17 protein-coding genes are annotated in these 23,702 nt (G+C 52.1%); 15 read left to right on the forward strand and 2 right to left on the reverse strand.

All coding sequences use genetic code 11. The features are described 5' to 3' along the window. The first annotated feature begins 75 nt into the window (after nucleotides 1-75). The 9 genes from ELY33_RS14880 to ELY33_RS14920 all read left to right on the forward strand — a co-directional run bounded on the left by ELY33_RS14880 (nucleotide 76) and on the right by ELY33_RS14920 (nucleotide 10,971). A protein-coding gene (locus tag ELY33_RS14880; protein WP_126942763.1) for an IS3 family transposase occupies nucleotides 76-1,646 on the forward strand; the annotation gives its coding sequence in 2 pieces (ribosomal slippage) (nucleotides 76-529 and nucleotides 529-1,646; 1,572 coding nt in all). A 708-nt stretch (nucleotides 1,647-2,354) separates the two neighbouring features. Beyond that, nucleotides 2,355-3,176 (forward strand): bacteriorhodopsin-like, encoded by an 822-nt coding sequence (locus tag ELY33_RS14885; protein ID WP_126948695.1) that lies wholly within the window; start codon nucleotides 2,355-2,357, stop codon nucleotides 3,174-3,176. A 28-nt stretch (nucleotides 3,177-3,204) separates the two neighbouring features. Then, nucleotides 3,205-4,326 (forward strand): polyprenyl synthetase family protein, encoded by a 1,122-nt coding sequence (locus ELY33_RS14890; protein WP_126948696.1) that lies wholly within the window; start codon nucleotides 3,205-3,207, stop codon nucleotides 4,324-4,326. Then, nucleotides 4,323-5,891, forward strand: coding sequence for a phytoene desaturase family protein (gene crtI / locus ELY33_RS14895; RefSeq protein WP_208644259.1), 1,569 nt, complete (start codon nucleotides 4,323-4,325; stop codon nucleotides 5,889-5,891). Before ELY33_RS14890 ends, crtI begins: the two co-directional genes overlap by 4 nt. Beyond that, nucleotides 5,888-6,934, forward strand: coding sequence for a phytoene/squalene synthase family protein (locus ELY33_RS14900; protein WP_126948697.1), 1,047 nt, complete (start codon nucleotides 5,888-5,890; stop codon nucleotides 6,932-6,934). Before crtI ends, ELY33_RS14900 begins: the two co-directional genes overlap by 4 nt. 2 nt (nucleotides 6,935-6,936) lie before the next feature. Beyond that, nucleotides 6,937-8,121, forward strand: a complete 1,185-nt coding sequence (locus ELY33_RS14905) for a lycopene cyclase family protein (RefSeq protein WP_126948698.1) — start codon at nucleotides 6,937-6,939, stop codon at nucleotides 8,119-8,121. 69 nt (nucleotides 8,122-8,190) lie between these two features. Further along, nucleotides 8,191-9,135, forward strand: a complete 945-nt coding sequence (locus ELY33_RS14910) for a Brp/Blh family beta-carotene 15,15'-dioxygenase (RefSeq protein ID WP_126948699.1) — start codon at nucleotides 8,191-8,193, stop codon at nucleotides 9,133-9,135. Next, nucleotides 9,119-9,751 (forward strand): isopentenyl-diphosphate Delta-isomerase, encoded by a 633-nt coding sequence (idi, locus tag ELY33_RS14915; RefSeq protein WP_208644260.1) that lies wholly within the window; start codon nucleotides 9,119-9,121, stop codon nucleotides 9,749-9,751. Before ELY33_RS14910 ends, idi begins: the two co-directional genes overlap by 17 nt. Nucleotides 9,752-9,870: 119 nt before the next feature. Further along, nucleotides 9,871-10,971, forward strand: coding sequence for a flavin monoamine oxidase family protein (locus tag ELY33_RS14920; protein ID WP_126948700.1), 1,101 nt, complete (start codon nucleotides 9,871-9,873; stop codon nucleotides 10,969-10,971). Nucleotides 10,972-11,020: 49 nt separating this feature from the next. On the opposite strand, the gene ELY33_RS14925 is transcribed toward ELY33_RS14920, so the two are convergent. Further along, nucleotides 11,021-11,908 (reverse strand): LysR family transcriptional regulator, encoded by an 888-nt coding sequence (locus ELY33_RS14925; RefSeq protein ID WP_126948701.1) that lies wholly within the window; start codon nucleotides 11,906-11,908, stop codon nucleotides 11,021-11,023. A gap of 130 nt (nucleotides 11,909-12,038) precedes the next feature. On the opposite strand from ELY33_RS14925, the gene ELY33_RS14930 reads away from it, so the two are divergent. From ELY33_RS14930 to ELY33_RS14950, 5 genes are all read left to right on the forward strand, one after another. Then, nucleotides 12,039-13,634 carry an NADH-quinone oxidoreductase subunit L gene (locus ELY33_RS14930; RefSeq protein ID WP_126948702.1) on the forward strand — a complete coding sequence of 532 codons (1,596 nt, stop codon included), beginning with the start codon at nucleotides 12,039-12,041 and terminating at the stop codon, nucleotides 13,632-13,634. Next, a complete protein-coding gene (locus tag ELY33_RS14935) occupies nucleotides 13,631-15,991 on the forward strand; it encodes a putative inorganic carbon transporter subunit DabA (RefSeq protein ID WP_126948703.1) in 2,361 nt (786 codons plus the stop codon). Before ELY33_RS14930 ends, ELY33_RS14935 begins: the two co-directional genes overlap by 4 nt. A 273-nt stretch (nucleotides 15,992-16,264) precedes the next feature. Further along, a complete protein-coding gene (locus tag ELY33_RS14940) occupies nucleotides 16,265-16,858 on the forward strand; it encodes a hypothetical protein (RefSeq protein WP_126948704.1) in 594 nt (197 codons plus the stop codon). A 234-nt stretch (nucleotides 16,859-17,092) separates the two neighbouring features. Next, nucleotides 17,093-18,439, forward strand: a complete 1,347-nt coding sequence (locus ELY33_RS14945; protein ID WP_126948705.1) for a type II toxin-antitoxin system HipA family toxin — start codon at nucleotides 17,093-17,095, stop codon at nucleotides 18,437-18,439. Beyond that, nucleotides 18,436-18,741, forward strand: coding sequence for a helix-turn-helix domain-containing protein (locus tag ELY33_RS14950; protein ID WP_126948706.1), 306 nt, complete (start codon nucleotides 18,436-18,438; stop codon nucleotides 18,739-18,741). Before ELY33_RS14945 ends, ELY33_RS14950 begins: the two co-directional genes overlap by 4 nt. Nucleotides 18,742-18,771: 30 nt before the next feature. On the opposite strand, the gene ELY33_RS14955 is transcribed toward ELY33_RS14950, so the two are convergent. Continuing rightward, nucleotides 18,772-20,505 carry a PilZ domain-containing protein gene (locus ELY33_RS14955; RefSeq protein ID WP_126948707.1) on the reverse strand — a complete coding sequence of 578 codons (1,734 nt, stop codon included), beginning with the start codon at nucleotides 20,503-20,505 and terminating at the stop codon, nucleotides 18,772-18,774. 510 nt (nucleotides 20,506-21,015) lie between these two features. Between ELY33_RS14955 and ELY33_RS14960 the strand changes: the two genes are divergently transcribed. Continuing rightward, entirely contained in the window at nucleotides 21,016-23,583 is a 2,568-nt protein-coding gene (locus ELY33_RS14960; RefSeq protein ID WP_244208627.1) for a putative bifunctional diguanylate cyclase/phosphodiesterase, read from the forward strand. Nucleotides 23,584-23,702 lie beyond the last annotated feature (119 nt).

Consider the following 23,702-nt stretch of genomic DNA (forward strand, 5'->3'; position numbering starts at 1 on the left):
CCCCCTCTGTCAACCTAGTTGTCCGGTTGGCGATATTGCCCAAATCTATTCCAGAGGGAGCGGCATGGAGCACGTGTGCCACGTTATTCTGCAGAGCGTAAAGCCGCCGTACTGAAAAAGTTGTTGCCCCCCCATAATCGCAGTGTGGTGTCGGTCGCCACTGAAGAAGGCATCTCTGACGCGACGCTGTATAGTTGGTTAAAACAGTGTCGAGAAAAAGGAGTGCCTGTGCCGGGTTACACCCAAAGCGACAACGAGTGGTCGCCTGACGCCAAGCTTGCCGTGGTCATCGAAACCGCCACCCTCTCAGAAACAGAGCTTGGTGCTTACTGCCGCGAAAAAGGCCTTTATCCCGAGCAAATCCAGCAGTGGAAAGCCGCTTGTCTCCAGGGCGCTGGCCAACAAGAAGACCAGCAAAAAACGGCACAAAAGCAGCGTAAACAAGACCGTAAGACGATCAAACAACTCAAAGCGGAAGTGCGCCGCAAAGACAGAGCCCTAGCGGAAACCACGTCGTTGCTGGTGCTCTCAAAAAAGCTCGACGCCTTGTACAGCGAAGACCCGAACAGCGGCGAGGACGACTGACGCCGTTTGAGGAACGTGCAAGGCTCATTGCGTTATTTGATGAAGCGATAACGGGGGGTGCTTCCCGTTATCAAGCAGCGGCGATTATCGACGTGAGCGAGCGCACACTGAAACGCTGGCGTTCTGCGTGTGGCGCGGTGGCTGAGGATCAGCGTCCACACGCGGTACAAGGCCGTCAGCCGCATCAACTGACTCACGAGGAGAAACAGGCCATTTTGAACGCCTGCCATCGCCCCGAGTATCAGAGCCTGCCGCCGTCTCAAATCGTGCCGTTACTGGCCGATCAAGGGGCCTACTTGGCGTCCGAATCGTCGTTCTACCGGGTGCTGAAAAAGCACGAACAGCAGCACCACCGAGGGCGAATGAAACCACGCCGACCAGTACCTGAGCCGACGAGCTTTACGGCCACTGGGCCGAACCAGGTCTGGTGTTGGGATATCAGCTACTGTTCTTCCGTTGTGCGTGGTCAGCACTGGTATCTCTATCTGATCATGGATATCTACAGCCGCAAAATCATCGCGTGGGAAGTCCATGAGGCGGAATCAGGCGAGTTAGCGAAACAACTGCTGGAACGCGCCTTATTGCGAGAAGGCTGCTGGCATCAGCCCCCGGTGCTGCACTCAGATAACGGTGCGCCGATGACGTCTTATACGCTTAAAGCAAGATTAACAGAGCTGGGAATGTTGATGTCTTACAGCCGGCCGAGAGTGAGCAATGACAACCCTTACTCGGAAGCGTTGTTCCGCACCGTCAAATATTGCCCCGCGTGGCCTACGAAGGGGTTTGCATCGCTGAGTGCGGTACGAGACTGGATGCTGGCGTTCGAACGCGCTTATAACGAACAGCACCTGCATAGTGGCATTCGGTACGTGACACCCGCTGATCGGCATCGAGGTGTCGACCGAGAACGTCTTGAGCACCGCAAAGCGGTTTACGAAAGGGCTAAGCGCCGGCATCCACAACGCTGGTCGGGCAGCACCCGAAACTGGGAGGTGCTCGGTTCGGTGTCGCTCAACCCTGGAAAAATGCACGAAATCGAGCGTAATAAACAGGCTGCTTAGAGGCAGCCATTTGGACAACTGGGTTGAAAATCACCGCTACCCTCGCGCCTAGAATCTGTAAATTTTTGTGTTGATAACACACTAAGCCACCTAAATTACTTTACAAGACTTCTAACGTCTAACACGCAGAGACAATTTTTCATGCGGCAGTGGCCATAAAAATTGCGCTGCTATTGCGTCACTCGCTAGCTTCTTCCTCTACGACGCCACCTTATTTATCAACTATTTTACTGATTACCCCCCCCCACATCTGTGTAGTTCTCCTGGCGTACCTGACTGACAGTCACTCCGTTCCCATACGGAATTTAACTACGTATTGTGCATCTCTTTTATATCGATTTTCTTTTCAAATAATTGATTTTAATAATTATATTAAAGTGCGTCGCTAACCACACGAATGAGTGAAAGTCGAGCTTTCAAACGGTTGCAGGCCTGTCATACGATCCCATTACATGATGCCTATCTCAATAAAGTTATACTAAAGTTGATAAAAAAATTGCTATAGATCAAATCGTGAATAATATTTGTATAAGGGTGTTGCTAATTTATTGTTGGTGTGACTAATCTATACAGAAGTTAATCAGAAGATAGTTTCTGAATAACTTTTTGTTGGTATGCATTAGTAGATCATTGCTTATTGGGTAAGAGATCTGTGCTGACCCCAACAGCAATGACTGCTTACAAAAATTAGTGCCGCCGGAGATATTTATGGAACTTGAAGCTCTATCCGTAGGGCAATACTCCTTTGTCCAGAATGGCTATTCATTCGGCTTTGCCGTGATGGCCGCAGCAACGCTTTTCTTCTGGTTAATGAAGTCTGAAATTGCCCCAGCCTACCGCCTAGCCATCACCATTACCGGGCTAGTAACCGCGGTTGCTGCTTATCACTATCTACAAATCATGCTGTCTTGGGGTGCCGCAGTTGATATAACGGCTGGAGAAGTCGTCTCAACAGGTAAGCCTTTTAACCAAGCGTATCGGTATGTTGATTGGCTATTGACGGTACCACTATTACTGATCGAGCTAATACTGGTCATGCGCCTGTCCAGAAAAGAAACCATTAAGAAATCAACGGTTTTAGGTGGTGCAGCTGCGTTAATGATCGTACTAGGGTATCCAGGTGAAGTATCCAGCGTGGGCGGTCTCCGCTTCGTGTTCTGGGTGCTCTCAATGATTCCGTTCGTCTACATCGTTTACCAGCTTGTGGTGGGCCTTAAAGAGTCCATTTCACAGCAGCCGGAAAGCGTGAAGGGCTTAATCAACATCGCTGTCTACTTGGTCATCGGTTCTTGGTTATTCTACCCGATCGTCTACCTCTTTCCGTTGGTCGGTTTGGAAGGCGGAGCTGCTATCACAGCCGTTGAAATTGGCTACACGGTAGCGGATATCGTTGCTAAGGCTGTCTTTGGTGTCTTCATCTTCGTGATTGCCATGCGTAAATCACAGGATGAGACGCAAGGTGCTCCAACAGTTCACCATGCAGCAAATGTAGAAGCAGACGACGAAAAAGAAACGTCAACGCTCTCTTAAGTGACGACCTTCAAAAAAAGGAGTTGTTTTGGCCAAGGATGGCCCCGTTAAAAAGGACGTTGGCATGGTCACTGCAACACCCATTCAAACCGCCAATTTCAACGCTGATGGTGGCAATGAAACAATGAAAGCACCATCCAATGCGAGCGATGTCGATCGCGAACTTGAACACGTTAATGCATTAATGCGTAAAAGCCTTAATGCCACCGATCAATGGCCAGCACATGCTGCGAGCCTCTATCATCTTGAAACGGGCGGCAGTCAGTTGCGCGCCCGTTTAGCGTTACTTAGTGGTATGGCATTTAAGTCATCAAGCGCTCATCGAATTGCCGCTGCTGCAGCTTCCGAGCTCATTCATAATGCATCGCTTGTGCATGACGACTTGTGCGACGGCGACAGTGAGCGCCGTGGACAACCCTCTGTCTGGAAGCGTGACAACCGTGGGGTTGCACTTTGCACGGGTGATCTTTTACTTACTGCGGCCTTCCGCGCTGCCCTTTATAGCGACCAACCCAAAAACAGTCTGGCGCTGGTTCAGCTCCTCACCGAGCGGTCAGGCCAAGTCATTGCTGGTCAAAGTATCGAATTGGCCTCACGTGGCTCCAACGATATCGATTTTCAGCGCACTACTCATCATCAACGCCTGGTTCCTTCGTTTACCAAGTATCTGCAAGCCACATTAGCTAAGACAGCGCCTTTGATTGCACTGCCCCTGGAAGCTGCGGCATTGGGTGGAAATATTACCGAACGGCAATGCGAACAGCTCCAACGGTTTGCAGAAGCAGTGGGGCTGGCTTATCAGATTATCGATGATTTAGATGATCTAGATAGTCCTTGTTCGCAACACCTTCAGCCAGACCATTATCATTGCTATCACGCTTGGCCGCGTCATTGGCCGGTTAGGCCACAGCAGCTGGCGAACCCTGCCTCTCAGGCCATGCGCCGTGCCACTCGCCACGCATCCGCAGCGTTATCCCGCGGGGATGCTCTTATCCAGCGCTTTCCTGAGACCCTTGGTGTGGCATTAAAAGAAGTGTTGGCAACGCTGCGCCGCCGGCTTGATAAACATCAAATGACCATGGCGGCCTATGCGGATCAATCATCTGAGCCGCACCAGGGTATCTATGCTATGACGGGGCAGGCCTTATGAACGAACTGATGGATAAGCCAGTATCGGCGCAAGGCAAAGCAATTGTCATCGGGTCAGGGTTCGGTGGCATTGCCGTTGCCATACGTCTGTTGTCTGAAGGTTGGGACGTTGAGTTACTTGAGCGCCATGCCGATATTGGCGGGCGAGCTCGTGTTTTCCATTTAGACGGCGTGACCTTTGATGCCGGACCAACAGTCATTACCGCGCCGTTCATTTTTGAAGCGCTTTTTGAACGCTTCGGCGAACGCATGGAAGAACATGTCACCCTATTGCCCGTCGAACCTTTCTACCGTATGGATTTTGCCGACGGTAGCTATTTCGACTATAAAAGCCGTATTGATGAGACTGTCGCAGAGATTGAGCGTATATCGCCAGGAGAGGGCGGCGCTTACGCGGATTTTTTGAAAGCGACAGAGGTCATGTACCAGCGCGGTTTTGTCGAGTTGGCGGAGCAGCCCTTCACACGCGTATCAGATATGCTCAAGGTACTACCCGACTTGGTGCGACTGCGGGCCGATATTAGCCTTTATGATTTTGTGTCACGTTTCTTCACTGATGAACGCTTGCGTAAGGCATTTTCAGTGCCTTCGCTGCTGGTAGGCGGGCACCCGTACCGCACTTCGTCGCTTTACGGCTTGATTCACGCCCTTGAACGTCGTGGAGGTGTCTGGTACCCAAAAGGGGGGACCGGTGCGCTGGTTAAGGCACTTGCCGACTTGTTTAAACGCAACGGTGGGTTCATACGGACTAATCAGCAAGTCAGTGCGATCAGTGCGGAAGGTGGCCGTGTTACCGGTGTGGAGCTGGTATCGGGCGAGCACTATTCGGCAGACATTGTGGTCAGCAACGTTGATCCGCTGCATGTTTATGAGCACTGGCTACCGATGGGGCGCTGGGGCCGCTTATTAAATAGTTGGCGACGGCGTATGAAGCAGTCGATGGGGCTGATAGTGGTGTATTTCACCACCCAACGACGTTATCCAGAGCTTGAACACCACACAATTGTCTTCGGCGATACGTTCAAAGAGATTCTAGACGCCATTTTTGATAAGCATGAACTGCTCGACGACCTTAGTCTTTACCTGCATCGGCCGAGCGCCACTGATCCGCAGATGGCGCCTGCCAATAGCGACGCGTTCTATGTATTGGCGCCGGTGCCAAATCTTAGCGGTAAGCAAGATTGGGAGACGCTTGAGCCGGTTCTCACCCAACAGATTTTGCTGACGTTGCAACAGCGGCTAATGCCCGATCTGTTTGAACAATTAAGTGCCACCCATGCGATAACGCCGCGCTATTTTCATGACGCACTTTCAAGCCCTTTTGGTAGCGGTTTTTCAATTGCGCCGACGCTGACTCAGTCTGCCGGGCTGCGTTTTCATAACCGCTCCCCACATTTCGACAACCTGTATTTTGTGGGTGCTGGAACACATCCTGGTGCCGGTGTGCCAGGAGTGGTGTCTTCTGCTGGCGTGGTCGAACGGTTGGTCAAGGAAGATAGCCATAAACGTCAACAGTGGCTGGCGTCTGTACAAGACAGGTCTGTGCAGGGCGGAAAAGTCACATGACTACGCCAGCCAGTAGGTCTCAGGCCACCCTCCGTCAGCATGGTAGAAGCTTTCATTGGGCGGGACACTTTTTACCTGCCGACCAGCTGAAGTCCGGAGCCCGGCTTTACCACGTTTGTCGGCAGGTGGACGACATCGCCGATAACGCCACTACTGATGCACAGTGCCAGCGCGCTAAGCAAATGCTTTGCTGTTTGCAGCAACAACTTGCAGCGCGCTCACCTAATGCGTCTTCACCTTCGTTAATGTTTCTTGAGGATCAATCAATCGCTTTAGCCGCAGATGGCGTACCAACCTCGTCGCTATCAGCAACAGATCGAGAGGTCGTGGCAGCGCTTGAGGCCGATATTTGCTCACTATTTAACCCAGATTCATCGGCCTTTCATGCTATGCAGGACCTGCTTGCGACCATGACTGCTGACCTTACCAGGCTTCATCTCAACAGCCAGTCAGCATTGTTGCATTATGCCTACGGGGCCGCAGGCACGGTTGGCGTGATGATGTGCCACTTGCTCGACGCCAACGAGCATGATCGTGCACTGGCCTTTGCCATTGATTTAGGTATCGCGATGCAAATGACAAACATTGCGCGTGATGTTCTTGAAGATGCAAAGGAGGGCCGACTTTATTTGCCTGCCGCCTGGATGTCTGACGACGTCACGACAGCCCAAATTGTCGCAGGTGATGTTCAGGCACGCCAGCAGGCCTGGCAAGCGATCCAACGATTGCTGGTGCTGGCTGAACATTACTATCTCAGCGGTTGGCAAGGGTTAGCGTTCTTGCCGGTTCGGGCGCGGCTGGCGATAGGCGTTGCGCTGCGTGTCTACCGTGATATCGGTCGGCGTATTCAGCGACTTGATGCGGCGCAGTACTGGGGCTGTCGTGTGGTTGTGCCGGGGTGGGCAAAGGCGTATCAGAGTGTGTTGGCGTTGTCCGCTCTTACGTCTGGTAAGCCGTCGGTTCATAACGCAGCGCTTCATCAACCTCTTGGCAGTACTCTTTCTTTTTACGGTATTGCGCAGCATAGTGATCTCAAGTGTTAACCATGCACCCTTATACCGACGTCGCTATTTTAGGTGCTGGTTTAGCAGGGCTTAGCATTGCAAGCTGGTTAGTTGGCATGACACCGCAGCATGTATCAGCGCCGCGCGTGCACCTGCTTGAGGCGCGTCAAGAAGATACCAACGACCGCACGTGGTGCTTCTGGGATCAGCAGCCGCATCCTTTTCGTGAGGTTATCAGTCACCGTTGGCCCCGCTGGCAAGTCCGGTTTGGAAATCAGTGCGTCGAGCGCGAAGATTCCGAACACTGTTACTCTTTGCTATCCGCCAACGCTATGCGGCGCTCAGCCTATGCGGCAATCGCGACACGTCCAGAGTTCCGTTTAACTCGTGGTATTGACGTTGGCACGATTTCCCCGCAAAACGATGGCCTGCATATTGCCACTTCCCAGGGCGGGCTAACGTCTAAACTGGTCATCGACACTCGCCCACCCGATACCACTATGTTGCCTTCCCATCGTGGCGTCTGGCAGGTCTTTCATGGGGTTGAAGTGCATTGTCCCGAGCACGGGATCCCACTTTCAACCGCGTGCCTGATGGATTTTCAAACAGGGTTCAGCGGCGTTAATTTTGTTTACCTGCTGCCACTCGATGATCATCGACTGCTAGCTGAATGGACGTGCTTCCACAGCGATAAAACGCACCCCGATTGCCAGCGGTTGTTGTCGCGGCAGATCCCCGTTCAACTCAGTGATTGGTTGAATCAGCGGCTGGGAAGCCAGTGGACGCTTTCGCGGCAGGAAACGGGCTGCCTACCCATGATGCCAGTGACGCCGCCGCAGCTGAATTCGCGCTACTTGGCGGCCGGCATACGCGGCGGGTGGATGCGTCCCGCCACGGGGTATATGTTTGCCAGCTGCCAACGGGGAGCGGCTGATGTGGCTAGGCAAGTTCATCAAGCTAGCCAAACTGGCCGCTGGCAGCTAACGCCACCTTTGCTGCGTTCTCCGGCACTTGAGTGGATGGATAACGTGTTTTTACAAGCACTGCGTCAATCCCCTGAGCAGGCACCCGGCTGGTTTATGCAGCTGTTCGAACAGACCAGTGCGATTGAACAGCGTCGTTTTCTAGGTGATGAGCCTCGTCTGCGTGACCTGCTGGCCATTATGCGAGGACTGCCGGCAGGGCCCTTTTTAAGCGCCGCCTTTCGTCTGACGCGAAACTCCTAGCCTGCCGGCTTTGTGATTAGAAGCTGCATCTATAAAAGGTCAGGTAGTTTTTGTACGGGGAGAAATAACATGCACGCAATCAATTTTGCCACGGCACAGCGTCACCGCGTTTGGGCGGTAATGGCCGCGTTATTTGCTGGTGCTGTGGCTGTCTGGCTGCCTAGCGTTGACCTTGCTTTGCAGTTCTGGATGATAGTGATACCGGTTGCGCTGTTTGGTCTGTCCCACGGCGGCGCCGACCCGGTGATTATTAACGCTGTTAAAGTTGCGCGCGGGCGCAGTAGCGCTCAATGGTTGGCTGGCTATGTAGCCCTAATGGCACTCACCGTGGCTTTTATTGTTTGGCAACCGACGCTCGCTTTAGTGGGGTTTTTGGGGCTTTCAATATGGCACTTTGCAATAACGGATTGCATGTTCTTACCCAAAGGCGGGCATGCCGGGGTAGGGTGGCTGAGTGGCAGTTTGCCTATTATTGGCCCAATGGCAGGGCACCCGGAACAAGTAGCGATGCTGTTTGCTTGGCTATTGCAACAGGATCCTGCACTGGTTATGAACATCGTGTTACCGGCTGGGCGAGTGCTGATGTTGGGATGGGCATTGTCGCTGGTTGTCGTCATGGCTCTAACGCGACCCAGTAGTCGTAGTGCAGTTCTCCTTGAACTATGTGCCTTGGCCGCGCCCATGTTGCTTTTACCCCCCTTGCTCGCCTTCGCTTTTTACTTCTGTATTGTGCATAGCCTGCGTCATTTTTTGCTTTTACTAGGCGCGGAACGCCAAGCTATCAATGCTATTGACGTTAGAATGCTTGCACGTCGTGCAGCACCCGCAACTGCTGGGGCTATTGTGCTAGGGGGAATTTCCTGGTGGGTCATGAATAGCGGGGCTGCTAACCTGGAAAGCGCCTGGCTTGTTGACGCTGTTAGGGTCGTTTTCTGGGGGCTGGCCGTGTTAACCGTTCCGCATGCGTTGTTAGTGGCTTTATGGATAGCTCCCAAGCATGAAGTTAACCACTAACACGGCAACATTTTACGCTTACGATTTAACCAGCACAGAGGCAAACCGCATGGTGCTAACTCGCAACGCCATTGTATCTTTTGATAACGAACCCTTAGTCCTGGTTGATGAACATAATCAGGTGCAAGGATACGACTCAAAAGTGGCATGTCATCAGGGCCAAGGTCAGCTACACAGGGCTTTCTCTGTTTTCGTTTTTAATCGACACAATGAAGTGCTTCTACAACAGCGCAGTGCGTTGAAACCGCTGTGGCCACTTTACTGGTCAAACAGCTGTTGTAGCCATCCACGCCGGGGTGAAGATGAACTGGCTTCAGTAAAGCGTCGCCTGAAAGAGGAACTTTCCATCGCACCTCATCCCGAGTTTCTCTATCGTTTCCGTTATCAAGCTGAGTTTGCTGATATAGGAGCAGAAAACGAACTCTGCTCGGTTTACATTGCGCGCTCGGATAAGCGCGTTATCGTTAATGAAAGCGAAGTGGCAGACTGTCGCTATATCGCACCGGAAGCCCTGGACAGAGAATTACGTGAAAACGCTTCACACTACACTCCCTGGTTAAAACTCGAATGGCCTTGTATACGTGAAAAATTTTGGTCCCAGGTAGCGTCACTTTAAATCGCTTAATAAATGGTTGGTAAAAATGGTTGGTAACAACCTAGCAGGTGTCTGACGAGAGCACCAAGCCCGTTATACTGCGGTATGCTGTCGGTTCTTATTTGCCAACGAGACTTTTCATGCAAACATCACGAATTGCCATTGTTGGCGCTGGTTTGGCGGGGCTTTATGCCGCGTATTTGTTGGAACAACGAGGCATCACCGATTACGTGGTGCTGGAAGCGCGGGAGCGAGTGGGAGGGCGTATTGCATCGGTGGTGCTTAATGATGAGGGCGCTCAGGACAGTGTGACAGCGGCATTTGATTTAGGGCCATCGTGGTTTTGGCCGGGCTTTCAGCATGCGTTGGGGGAACTGGTGCAATCGCTGGGGCTTGTGTCGTTTGTGCAGCATGAAACTGGCGATATGATTGTAGAGCGTTCCCATCAGACACCGCCTGTGCGCATGCAAGGCTTTGTGAACCAGCCATCCTCTATGCGGCTGCGGGGCGGTATGAAGGCGTTGACGGATGCGTTGCATCTGCGAATCGATCCCTCACGTATTCTCACTGGAAAAGCCGTCCAGTCGATGACGCAAACGCCTGATGGACCTGTTGAGCTGTTGTGCGGTGCCGGGCAGCGTTATGTCGCTCAGCATGTGCTGTTGGCGGTGCCGCCTAGGCTGGCTTCACAGGCGATTAAATTTTCTCCGCCGCTGCCGCAACAATTAATCCATCAGTGGGCGGGTACCGCGACCTGGATGGCTCCCCACGCCAAGTATGTGGCGCTTTATTCCACCCCGTTTTGGCGAGACCAACAGCTTTCGGGTGAGGCGCGAAGCCTGCTGGGTCCGTTGGGTGAAATCCACGATGCCTCACATCCAGGAGGTCACAGCGCGCTGTTTGGCTTCTTTAGTTTGCCAGTCAATGCCCGTGAACAGCTTAGCGACGAGGCACTGCGCCAGCACTGCCGCGCGCAGCTGGCTAGGTTATTTGGCCCCAACGCCGCTAGCCCGCTCTTGGATGTGATTAAAGATTGGGCGCGGGAACCGTTCACTGCCACTAATGCCGACCAAATACCCAGCGAACATCATGGCATAGCACCGTCTAACCGCGCTGCGGAAGGGCCTTGGCAGCACCGGTTGACGGGTATTGGTAGTGAATGGGGCGAGCATTACGCTGGGTATTTAGCAGGCGCAATTGAAGCCGCCGAGCGTGGCGTGGCGGATTTGCTTGCGAAATAGGGCTTTTTGTTTGCACTGGCGCTAATTCAGCAGTGCTAATCCAGCAGTGCTAATCCAACAGTGCATCTTCAGAGCGTGTTAGCAGCGCTTTTAGGCTTGGCGATTCAAATCGTCGTTGAATGGTAATGGCATAAAACTCCTCCCACACGCCTGGCAGCGCGCCATAATCTTTTAGCGTGCCGTTGTGTAGTTCGTCGCGGACGACAACCGGCGGCATAACAGCGATGTGCTGCGTGTCCCTGGCGAGTAGGCGCATCATAGCCATGTCGTCTACCTCGGCAGCAATTTTGGGTGAAAACCGGTAGTGGCTACAGAGCTGATCAAACGCATGACGAGTGGCATTTTCAGCGCCAGGCAGGATAAAGGCGTGGCCGCTTAGTCCGTCAGGAAATACAGGGGGCGGAGAAAGTTGGGACGAGGCAATCAAACTGACCGGCTGACGTGCCAAGCGCTGCGAGCGCCAGGGGTGTTCGCTATCGCCCCGCACGGGCTGATTCGAGAGCACCACATCCAGCTTGTGAGCGGAAAGGCGGCGCAGTAAGTCATCCATTCCGCCACTTTGTAGAATTAGGTCTAAATCGTCTCGACCCAGCAGCGGCCGCACAAACCCTTCCTGAAAATTACGTGACAGCGTAGCGACAGCCCCCACCCTGACTACCTCCCGGTGGGCGTGACCGCCTTCGGCAAACAGCGCGCTGAGTTCCTCCCCTTGAGTAAAAATGGTCTCGGCGTAATCAAAGGCAAGCCTGCCCGCTTCGGATAAGTGTAACTGCCGCCCTTCGCGGATAAACAGCGCTTGGCCTAGGCGATCCTCTAACTGGCGAATTTGCTGGGAAAGCGATGATTGTGACACGTGCAGCGCTTCGGCAGTGCGGGTCAGGTGGCCCGACTTTGCCACTTGCCAAAAATAGTAAAGGTGGTGGTAGTTAAGCTTCATAGAGGCTAGGTCTCGGGCAGCATTATGGCTATCCGTTCTGTTTTAAAGAACGATTTGTCAAAAATAAACTATTTTTTACATGGTGACGAGGTAGGCATAGTCGGTGGCACACGACTAAGGGGGAAAGGCTATGCCAAATTTCGTCAACATAACGGTGCTTTCGCTATTGGCACTGTGGCTATTGATACCTGTATTGCTGTTGGTGGTGGCGGGGATAAGCGCCAGGGCGAACTCGCACGCGTCGCTTCAACGCGCATGGAAAATGGGGCGTGGGCTTACCGCCAGTGCCTTGGTTGCGAGCTTGGCAGTGGCCGTGCTGCTAATGCTCGATGCGCTGGGAGTGCCTACGAACCTGCCAGAAGCAGCGCGCCCGTTAGGGCTTTATCCTGATGGCTTGGCTGTGTGGATGGCGCTGTTGATTAGCTTGTTAGGCACGGTGCTGCTGCGGTTTGCAGAAGGCTACTTAAAAGGCGACCGTGGCGAGCGGCGTTTTTTACCCTGGTGTTTGGTAGTGCTGGCCAGCGTCATGCTGTTGGTTTTTACTCACCACTTGGTGGTGATGCTGATTGCCTGGGTTGGCGTTAGCGTGGCGCTGCATCATCTGCTCACCCTTTACCCTGAGCGTGTGGAAGCGCAGCGGGCGGCATGGCAGAAATTTGTGGTAAGCCGCCTGGGTGACATCGCGTTGATCGTGGCGGTGGCACTTCTTTACGCTCGTTTCGGCACGTTTGAATTATCCGAGCTGTTTGCAGCAGCGGCCGCCACCTCTGGCGGTTGGCAGGTGGAAGCGGCATCGGTGGCACTCGCTATTGCGGCTCTGTGTAAATGCGCTCAAGTGCCACTGCATGGTTGGTTGATTAAAGTGATGGAAGCGCCTACGCCCGTTTCTGCGCTGCTACACGCCGGGGTGATTAACTTAGGTGGTTTTGTTTGGTTGCGGCTATTCCCGGTGTTTGACGGCCTTACCCTGGGGCACTACCTGCTGATTGTTGTCGGTGGCTTCACCGCGTTGGTGGCTGTGATGACGATGCTGACTCAAACCTCGGTGAAACATGCCTTGGCGTGGTCTACCTGCGCGCAGATGGGTTTTATGCTGTTTGAGATCGGGGTGGGGGCGTACACCTTGGCGCTGGCTCACCTGTTGGCGCATTCCCTTTATAAAGCCCACTCCTTCTTGGCATCCGGTCGTACCGTGAGGGCATCCCGCTGTGAGCGCTTTCTGCTTGCGCCGCTGCGTCAGCGGCTTTCTCTTGCACTGCCCGCTGCGGCACTGGCGGCGGCGGTGTTGGTGGTCTGGCCTGCACTGGTTAGCCATAACCCGCTATTGGGCGTGTTATTAAGCCTGGCAGTGGGCAGTGCGCTACTGGGCTTGCCGGTAGGCATTGCCAAACCTAAGCGGTTAGCGCTGTTCGCAATGGCATTGGCACTGGTGCCGCTGTATGCCTTGCTGCATGGCGTGCTGGCACCGGCACTGCCTAGCACCTACACACCCTTAACTCTTACCGCAGGCCTGCTGGGTGCGCTGATGCTGGCAAGCCTAGTGCTTGTCGCTGGGGCAGTCACGCTGTTTCCCCAGGCAACCTGGGTGGCCCGCTGGCGCGTTCACTTTAGCCAGGGGCTGTATCTGGCGCAGCCGTTGCAGCGCGCGGTGGATGCAGCGGCCCCCGTTCGTCCGTGGTCTCGTTCTGTATCGAACACCTCTGGCCTAAAAGGAGAATTATCATGAGTCAGTCTATCGCGTTTGATACACCTATATCGCTTAGCCAAAACCATAGCCAGTACCATGATGCGCTGAAACGAGCTACCGATGCGATTGCCCCGATATGGCCGTTAGACCAGTGGATTGCAGTTAACCCCTGGTGGGGCTTGAAACATCAGCCTATTGAGCAAATAAGTCATTCGCTACTACGCCGGGCAGGGCAGCCAATGACTATGCCTGCTGAGTTTTACCGTCATGCTTGGGAAACGGGTCGGATTAGCCCGCAAGACTTGCAGCAGGCGATTCACCAGGGTGGCTACCCCTATAGCGAGCAAAGCCTAGTGGGCTATTTGACATCAACCCCACAAGCGGTGACGCCGCTGCGCAGTGCTTGGGACACGTTGCTGGGGCAGCCTGGGTTCGACGCATTGGCGGAAAGCTGCGCCAGCTATTTTGATGATCATCAGCAGCGCTGGGCCAATTACAATGCACCTTCGCTGTATCAGTTTTGGAAAGCCGCTGCTCAGCACGACCTTCGCTGGCCTAAGGCTCAGCGCAATGCCTTACAAGCATTACCACAGGAGGCCACCGCTGCGATTGAACAGGTGGCGGCTGAATGGGGACTAACGCCAGCCACCTTCGAAGTGCTGGTGCATACGCTGCTGCTCAGGGTTAACGGTTGGGCATCGTGGTGTCAGGGGATGGAATGGCATTCGTCTCATCGTCAGGCAGAGGCAGGTATAACCCAGCTCGCAGCAATGGTGCTGATATGGGAATGGTTGGGGGTAAGTCGACTTACCCGCGACCAGCAGAATGAGTGGCGCGTCCAGTGGCAAACCGAAAATAATGCCGTGCCTGCGTATTATGATGCGCTATGGTGCTGGCAGCACGCCTATGAGCTTGGTTACCAGCGTGGTTTGTCTATTACGTTGGCAATGCCTGGCCAATCTTCACAACGTGCTCCGGAGGTGCAAGCAGCCTTTTGTATTGATGTGCGGTCAGAACGTTATCGTCGCCATTTAGAGTATGCAGCGCCCGCTGTTGCTACTCAGGGTGTAGCAGGCTTTTTCGCGATGCCAGTCGCTGATGTCGCCATCGGGCCTGAGCGTGCTCAGCCGCGTTTACCTGGGCTTCTAAAACCGCGCTATCGGGTGGGTGTGCAGAACCCCCAACAGCAGGGCGTAAAGCGATACCAAACAGAGAGCCAGCGGCAGAGCGTACGCCATGCCAAATATGCACCGCTCTCGACGTTTACGCTGGTAGAGACAACCGGCATCGCTTGGGGCTGGAAGTTGATAAAAGATAGCCTGCGCAAGCAAGCACCAATGCCGCAATGCGATGTGCCTGCCGGGCTTTTTCATGCCTATGATGGTGAGCCGATTTCTCGGCAGGAAAAGGTAGCGCTTGCCATGAACCTGTTGACGCTATTGGGCCCCCTCTCTGCCTCGCTGCTGGTACTGGTGGGTCACGACTCGCAAAGTGAGAATAACCCGCATCATGCAGGGTTAGCCTGCGGTGCCTGTGGTGGGCAGGGCGGTGGTAAGAACGCTCGGGTGGCTGCTGCACTGTTAAACGACTCGGATGTTCAGCAAGCCGTTAAAACCGCTGGGATAGCACTGCCAACCCCATTTTTTGTGCTGGCAGCAACTCACTGCACCCTTACGGATCGAGTAAATGTGTACCGGGATAAGCAAATGCCCACGGCATTAGAGTCCGCTTTACTCACGTTTGAAAGTGCTGCAAAGGCCGCTGGAGAAGCCACCCGACAAGAGCGAGCCCCAGCCTTAGGCGTTGACGAGAGCAACCACATCGAGCGCCTAAAAAAACTAGCCATACGGGGGGCTGACTGGTCGCAGCCTCGGCCAGAGTGGGGGTTAGTTAACAACGCTGCGCTGATTTTAGCGCCTCGGTCGCTTACCCAGGGAAAAACGTTGGATGGGCGTACATTTTTGCATGACTACCATCCCGATCAAGATCTCGACGGCAAAATTTTGGAAGGGCTGATGATGGCCCCGATGCTGGTAGCCAGCTGGATTAATCTGCAGTACTACGCTTCCACCGTTGTGCCAGGGCTGTATGGGGCGGGGAATAAGCTGCTGCATTCAGTAGTCGGTGGCCATGTGGGCGTCATCGAAGGAAATTCGCCTCAGTTGCGTATCGGCTTGCCCGAGCAAGCTCTCTTTGATGGTGACACACTGCACCATGAGCCGTTGCGCCTGACCGTTGTCATCGACGCGCCTAAAGACCGCATCGAAGCCATTATCTCGCGACAGCCAGTAGTGGCTGACTTGATCAACCATCGCTGGCTCTGGTTAACCCAAATGGGGGAAAAAGGGTTAGAGCGCTATTCTTCGCAGGGCTGGCAACCGATTGCTGCGTCTTAATGCCGACGACGCTGGGCGCTGCTTGCCGAATAGAGCACGCTGGGAACCCCAATGCTAAATAGGACAGTGTTGGGGCCAGCCCTTTTTGTTTTTGGTGCCTGCTCATTAGTAAATAGTGACAGGTTTCTCTCGCTACACTACTGTCATCTTAAGCATCATGAGTAATCGCAACAGACTTATCTCGACCTTACAACAGCTTTTTGGCGCTTCGGCACCCTGTGCTTATGCTCCAATTCATGTCGAATGGAGCTGAAAAATAAAAGGGAAGTAGACATGTTTAAGAAAATCAACTTACTCACTATTTCAACCGCTACGGCGCTTTCTTTGCTGTTATCTTTTTCTACGTTTGCGTATGAACTGGCTGTTGAGTCGGGAGATGGTTTGGCTGTTGAGTCGGGAGATGAGTTGGCTGTTGAATCGGGAGATGAGCTGTCTGTTGAGTCGGGGGATGAGTTAGCGGATGAAGCCTACAGCGAGACAGCAACAGGGATGGTTGAAATCGTTGTCCAAGCAATCTGCGATGGCGATAAAGAAAGGCACCTTGGAATGCATCAACGTAAAATTGAGTCAGATCGTTATTATGAGGAGAAATTTACGGCTTTCCATGAGGCATGTAACGATTCGGGTGTCGCGGAGATTGAAATAGAATCGGATTTCGACGATGCCGTCATGCAAGAGCAAAAGCGTCGGTATCTCATTAACGCAAACATTATTATGGAAGATGGTGCTGTTTATACGACGTCGATTCGAGTGGCTTGGGGATCGATCCAGGGGCCAGAGGGTAGCGAACCCGTTGAGACGTGGAGATTGGATGGAATTAGCAGGGTACAAGTGCCCACCCTTAGTGAAGCCCTATCGAGAAATTAGATTTCCTTCCTCTGTGTAGAAGACTTATTTGAGCGGTATGATGCTCATTAATTCTTGGTCGCGATGTTTTTGTGCGTTAAAATGCTCACAAGTTATCGATTAAAAAATATTTGAGCAGTTTTTTGCGCACAAATGAATTATATATAAATGACTTTTTATATATGCGGCTTGTGACATAAATAGCTTGTGACATAAATAGCTTGTTATGTGGATAGCTTGTTATGTGGGTGACGCGTGAAATTAACGATACAGGTTCATTTTGAACAAGCTTGGCATGATGCGGCTGAATTGTCGTTGCCCACTCCTGAGAAGGGTACTCGCGGGGTGTCTCGGCTGCGCTATGCGTCCGACTATGCCGTCGAGTGGCTATTTCAAGACGACCTTCACGCCTGCAGTATGCAGTTACCCATCGAGCTAATGCTGACCCACGAATCACCACGCTGGTTCGGCTTCCTGGAAGATATTATGCCAGCCGGAGCTAGCCGCCGATTTTGGGTAAATTATCTGGGTCTTCACGATTTGCCAGTCGGACGACAAGATGCTGAGTTACTGGCGCGTGGCACTATTGCACCGGTAGGTAACTTACGTATCAAAGAATCAGTGCCTGACCTTTCCGCAAAGCCAGCTTTAGAGCAACGGCGCTTTCCGATGGAAAGTGTCGTAGAGCGTCAGGTGGACTTTTTAGAATATGCCCAGCAGATGGGGGCGGCCAGCGGTGGCGCCACAGGCGCTGGCGGCGAAGCACCAAAATTGCTGCTCAGGCTGACGAATGATGATCATGTTTGGATCGACACTTGGCAGGATGAGAACCACCGGCCAGATCTACCCATGCTGGTAAAATTTCCACGTGGTAGACGCTCAACTGACGATTGCGACATATTACGAGCTGAATATCATTATTATCAGGAGCTTGCTTCTCTTGGTGTCGATACGATTGATACTAAACAGATGCGTCTCATAGAGGGTGAGCGTTACCCGTCTCTGTGGTTACCCCGTTTCGATATGCAGTACCTCGACGGTAACTGGGTCCGCTATGGCCTGGAGTCGGTCTATTCCTTGGTAGGGGCAGCGCCTGGTACCTTTCTGCATCACGGGGACACACTTGGCAAGTTAATACGTTTGCTTAAGGTGCAGTATCGGGTGCAAGAACAAGGCGCGATGTTCGAGAGTGGTCTATTTGTTCTGGAGTGGGTTAAGCGTGATTTGTTGAATATCGCCTTCGGAAACTCTGATAACCATGGCCGTAATACGGCGCTATTGAAGCGCCCCGAAGGCATTGAGCTTGCCCCAGTGTATGACTTCGCTCCGATGAAGGCCGACCCCGAGGGCGTGACGCGAACGACGCAGTGGGGGGCACCTTTGGAGGTTGGTGGTGAATATGATTGGCGAGCGATAGCCGACACATTGGCAGGCATCGTTGAACCTGAACGTATGATGATGGAGCTGCGTGCGCTTGCCGCGCGTCTTGAAGGTGTCGATGAGCGTTTGGCTGCCCGTGGGGTTCCGACTCGAATTCTTGATATGCCTGCGGTAGGCCTGCGCACTGTTACTACTCGACTCACACGCTGGGGTTTGTTATGAAACGACGCTATTCGGATGATCGCGAAGAGGCGTTGGTAGCTCTGCTGAAACGCTTCTATGCCGAAGAAATTACCGATGGAGAGTTATTGCGTGCGCTGCGTCGTGATGTGTTGGGTTTGAATCAGACCCGCTATGCCGCTTTGGTTGGCATCAGCCGGCGAACCTTGTCAGATCTGGAAGGCGACAAAAATAATGTCACTTTAGACGTTAAAAACCGCGTATTCCGCCCACTAGGGTTGGAAGTGAGCTTGTTGCCGCGTAAGCGTTCCCTGTTGGAACAGATACTGGCGTTCAGCAAGTAACTAGCGTCGAAGACGTATCGGGTAATAGCCCTAAACTTTAAGTACTTTTAACCCGTAATTAAAGGGGTTGACGATTCCTTCTAGCTTGCCAATCTGGGTTATGTCGCCTTGGGAGATAACACTGCTGATGTTGGTCTCAGGGAAACGCAGGTTTTTAACGATGTGAACCTGATTTGGCATGCCTCTAGCATCGATATCCATGACCCAGGCAAGAAAATTGCCCGAGTATTTTGCCAAGCACCCAATCGGGTAAAGTCCGTATGCTTGGATGTACTCTACTAACACTGTTTTGTCATAGGCCGCGTCTGCGTTACTGACAATGCGGTAAGCATTAAGGGGTGAGTGTGTGGGTTCTCCATTACGTGAATGTAACAACTTATTGACTATTTTGATGACCGATATCAGACGAATTAGTTTGGAAAGCTGATTGCCGCGCCTCGATGCGGGATAGCCTGAGCCATCTAGGCGCTCATTGGCGTTTTCAATCACATCTCGGCATGTGGGACTTGGCTCCCAGCCTAGCGTGTTTATTTTCTTTAGGAACTCTTCAACATGGCCGCTGAGGATTAACTTCTGTGCTGGGTTCATGTTTACCTTCAGCGAGGGCAGCTGTTCGCTTACTAATAGCGGCTTGCCAAGGGTGTGTAGCAATCCCCCCAACATGGCTTCACGAACCTGAGGGTCATGTGGATCGCGGGAGAGTAGTAAATCAGCGAGTAGGCTTGTTACCTGAACAGCATGCCTAACCCAGTCGGGTTCTTCCCTCAGAGACGCCAAAGCAAAAAGAAACGCCTTGCGATCTTGTTCGATAAGATAGCGAAGCGTATCGACGCAATCATATAAAATCTCGCTAGGAAATAAGTTGCGGTTTTTCATATACATAAGCGCTACTTGGAGTTGATGGGCGACATCCATCACCCCGCGCTGCATAGGCGACTGGCGAGCCTGTTTTTCGCGCTCTTGGGCTTCTCGCTGCAAAATTTTCTTCTCTTTAAGACCGGGAATGAAAAGGGAAGAGTGATATGCCAATTTATCGTTGGTCCCAGTACGGTAGGCAGCTTCTCGCTCGGACTCATTGACGAATTGAAATAACGTTTCAGCTTGTGATGTCGACAGACTGGTAAACTGGATGCCCACCGCCGCATAGCCATGATTACCAAATGGGCGTATGTGGCGGACGTTGCCCTCGGCAAAAAAGCTGTCGCCATTAGGAAACTCGAGTGTCACCCCAGGAATACTCTGGTCTAGACCGATTGCTATGCTGTCAGCCAAGTCGATATCGACCATGCAACCACCAATCGATAAGTTACGTAAACGACCCGGCACATTAAGGTTATTTGAGTAAATTTCCAGGCTGACCCGGGCTTGCATGCCCATGATAAAGGGAATGCGAACCGCCCCCCTATTTTCCTGAACAAATACTGATTCTGGAAGCTGACACTCCAGGCGATAATGCGTGCTGTCCGATTTATGCAGTTTTGCTGACACATTGCTGAGGCTGTATGTTTCTCGCTCAATGGCGTGAGCACCTTTCAATGCCTCTAAGTCGAAGTTTACGCTACCATGGGCAAAATAACGCTCAATGCCCAATCCTGCGTATTCGATTTCTAACACCATGTGCCCAGTACTCAGGTTCAGTTCTGCGACCTCCGCCGTTAAGGCATAGGGCATGTCTTTAGAATAAACCGACAGCTCGTTAGTATGCTTCAGCAACGAACGGATAATGCTGGCTGAAGGATTCTGGTGCTGGTCGGAAGAGGTCATCTGAGATACCTGCGCATTTGATATTAATAGTTATTTTCCAAGATCATGGGAAAAAAATCTGATTATAATCGTCGATAATATACAATTTAATTAGCAGAGCAATCACTTTCAATTCGATGCGTCTAGGTAGCCGATGCTTCTAGGTGGTAAGTGTTTCAAATCGGAGGCTTATGAATTACCTTACCCTTGCCCGTCAAGCTAGCAGCCCCTCAGTTTACCCGCCAGCACCATCGTTTTTGTATCAATACGTCTATGTCTAAAATAATTATGTCTAAAACATATAAGCCTAAAAGATTTATGTTTAAAAAATCTATGTCTAGCAGGGTCATCAGTAGGTAATAGCGCCATTGAAAAGCCCCGTTGGCCTGCATACAAATTAAGAAGGTGCTACAGAACTACTGACGCTATGTGATAAACGTTTAACTATCTTGCATATGATGGGGTGCTGGTGCATTGTCGCCTGCACTAGGGATGGTCCAACAAGCGGCTCAACTGTATGGAGAACCACGATTGTTTAATGAACTTTCGCTGATGGAGAGCCAGCATGAGGTGCATGAGCTAATTGCTCAGCAGGCGCCGCTTGGTTGCACTCTAGATGCTATTGCCTGCTGGATTGAGGTCATGCTGCCTGATGCCATCGTCGCGTTTATGCGGTTTGATTCTGATCGTCAGTCTCTAAGTCTTTATCCCTGTCAACGCTTTTCCGATCGCTATCACAAATTACTTCAGGGAGTGCCGATTGGGTTTGAATCGGGCTCTTTTGGTAATGCTGCTTACTTACGCCAGCAGGTAGTAACTGAGAACATTGCCGTTGATCCTCGTTGGCAAACACTCCGCGATGAAGCTGAGAACGAAGGGCTTCGTGCGTGCTGGTCGAGCCCAGTAGTGACCGCCACGGGAGAGCTATTAGGCACGTTCGGCACCTATTTTCGACATGCCTGTTGCCCTAGTGAAAAGAGTTTGCATCGGTTGCGTTTGGCGGCTGCGCTGGTGGCGTTGGCCATTGTTCGCGACCGCGATTCTTTTACGCATCGTAATTTGTCAGAGTGGCATCGGTCTCTGTTTGTGAACCATCCGGACGGTGTCTATGAACTTGACTTGGAAGGTCGTTTCCAACGCGGGAATACTGCCCTTTCACGCATTACGGGCTATTCGGAAACGGCGCTCATTGGCCAACACTTTAACGCGTTCGTAGAACCTGCTTGTCATGCGCATACCCAAGCGAGTTTTGATATTGCCAGGCAAGGGGGATCACGCCAGTATGAGACGACGGGCATCCATAGTGATGGCCACGCTTATTTTTTGGAAATCCTCAACTTTCCAGTGTCTGTCGATGGCGAAATTATTGGGGTTTATGGAATCTGCCGAGATATAACCCAACGTAAAAAAGAAGAGGCGTTACGCCGTTTGTTAGAACGCGGTATCCAGGCTACTCCCAATGGCATTGTTATGGCAGATGCGACTAAGCACGATATGCCGCTGGTCTATCTGAACGACGCTTTCTGCCGAATGACGGGATACTCTTCTGAGGAAGTGTTGGGCCGTAACTGTCGGCTCTTGCAAGGAGTAGATACAGACTTAGGCTCTATTTCCACCATGCGACAAGCGATTGCGGAGAGGCGGTGTGTGGATGTGACATTGCTTAATTACCGCAAGGATGGAACGCCCTTTTGGAACTTTTTGTCACTTAGCCCGATGCTCGATGAAGCTGGAGTGTGTAGTCACTATATTGGTATTCAGCAAGACATTACAAAAACACGTGAGCAAGAGTCACAGCTCGCTTATCAGGCGACCCATGATTTGCTGACTGGATTGCCTAACCGTACAGTACTGGATGAACGTTTAAACGAGGCTTTTGAGCTAGCCCAGCAGGCGCACACATCGGTTGGGATCATGCACCTTGACCTTGATGGGTTCAAATCTATCAACGACGGACTTGGTCATCACATCGGTAATTTGTTGTTAATAGGCGTAGCAGAACGCCTACAACAGATTGTTGACCCAGGGGATACCGTTGCGCGGCTAACCGGTGACGAGTTTGCTATTTTGATGCCCAATCTGAAGGGGCATGTGGCGGGTGGCAACGTTGCCAATCGTATATTGAACGCATTAACAACCCCTTTCCAGATTCAAGGTCGGCCACTGCACATCAGTGCCAGCATTGGTATAGCCTGCAATGGTGGAGTTGTTGAGCACGCTCACGAGCTGATGCAGCGCGCTGATCTCGCCATGGGGGACGCTAAACAGCAAGGTCGTAACACCTGGCACTGGTACAAGGGCGACGAACAGCGGGCTACTGAAGAAGCAGTACGCTTGCGCCATGACCTGCATTACGCGCTGCAGCACGAGCAATTCGAACTTTACTATCAACCTATCGTAGACGCGGTAAGCGGACGTACTCGGGGGCTTGAGGCATTGGTTCGATGGCATCACCCAGAGAGAGGGATGATATCACCAGGAGTCTTTATTCCGCTTGCTGAGCAAACGGGGCAGATTATTCCATTAGGACGCTGGGTATTAATGCGTGCATGCCAAGATGCTGCAGTAATGCAAGCTGCAAATATGCGAATGGTGCCAGTGGCTGTCAATATTTCATCACTACAATTTCGCCGAGAAGGCTTTATAGAAGATGTACTGCAAGTACTCGACGAGACGAAACTGCCTTCTGAGTTCCTTGAGTTAGAAGTCACCGAAAGCGTTTTATTAGATGGCGCTGAGAAAGCAATCGCTTTGATCAATCAGCTCAAGGACATTGGTATTCGTGTTGCTCTTGATGACTTTGGAACCGGCTTTTCTAGTTTGAGTTATTTGCGAGATTTACCTATTCATAAAATTAAGCTGGATCGTGCCTTTATCCAAGATATTGTCAGCGATCGCAACAATGCTGCCATCGTGCAAGGGGTTATTACCATGGCACATCATATGGGCTTAGTAGTTGTTGCTGAGGGTATTGAAGCGCCAGAGCAACAACAAGACCTAGTGCGTCGTTGCTGCGATCTTCTTCAAGGTTTTCTGTTTGCTAGGCCTATGCCTAGAGACGCAATTTTATCCCTTCCTGATGTGCTGCCCAGCGAATAAATGATTGATAGCAGTGGCAAGTAAATTCATTAACTAAAACGTGGGCCAGCGAGCTGCTCTGGCTCTATGCCGCATTGGTTGGCGTTAGACGATAAATCTTATTTCCTTGCCCGAGGTGA

It is taken from the genome of Vreelandella andesensis (assembly GCF_003989795.1).
Lineage (GTDB): Bacteria > Pseudomonadota > Gammaproteobacteria > Pseudomonadales > Halomonadaceae > Vreelandella > Vreelandella andesensis.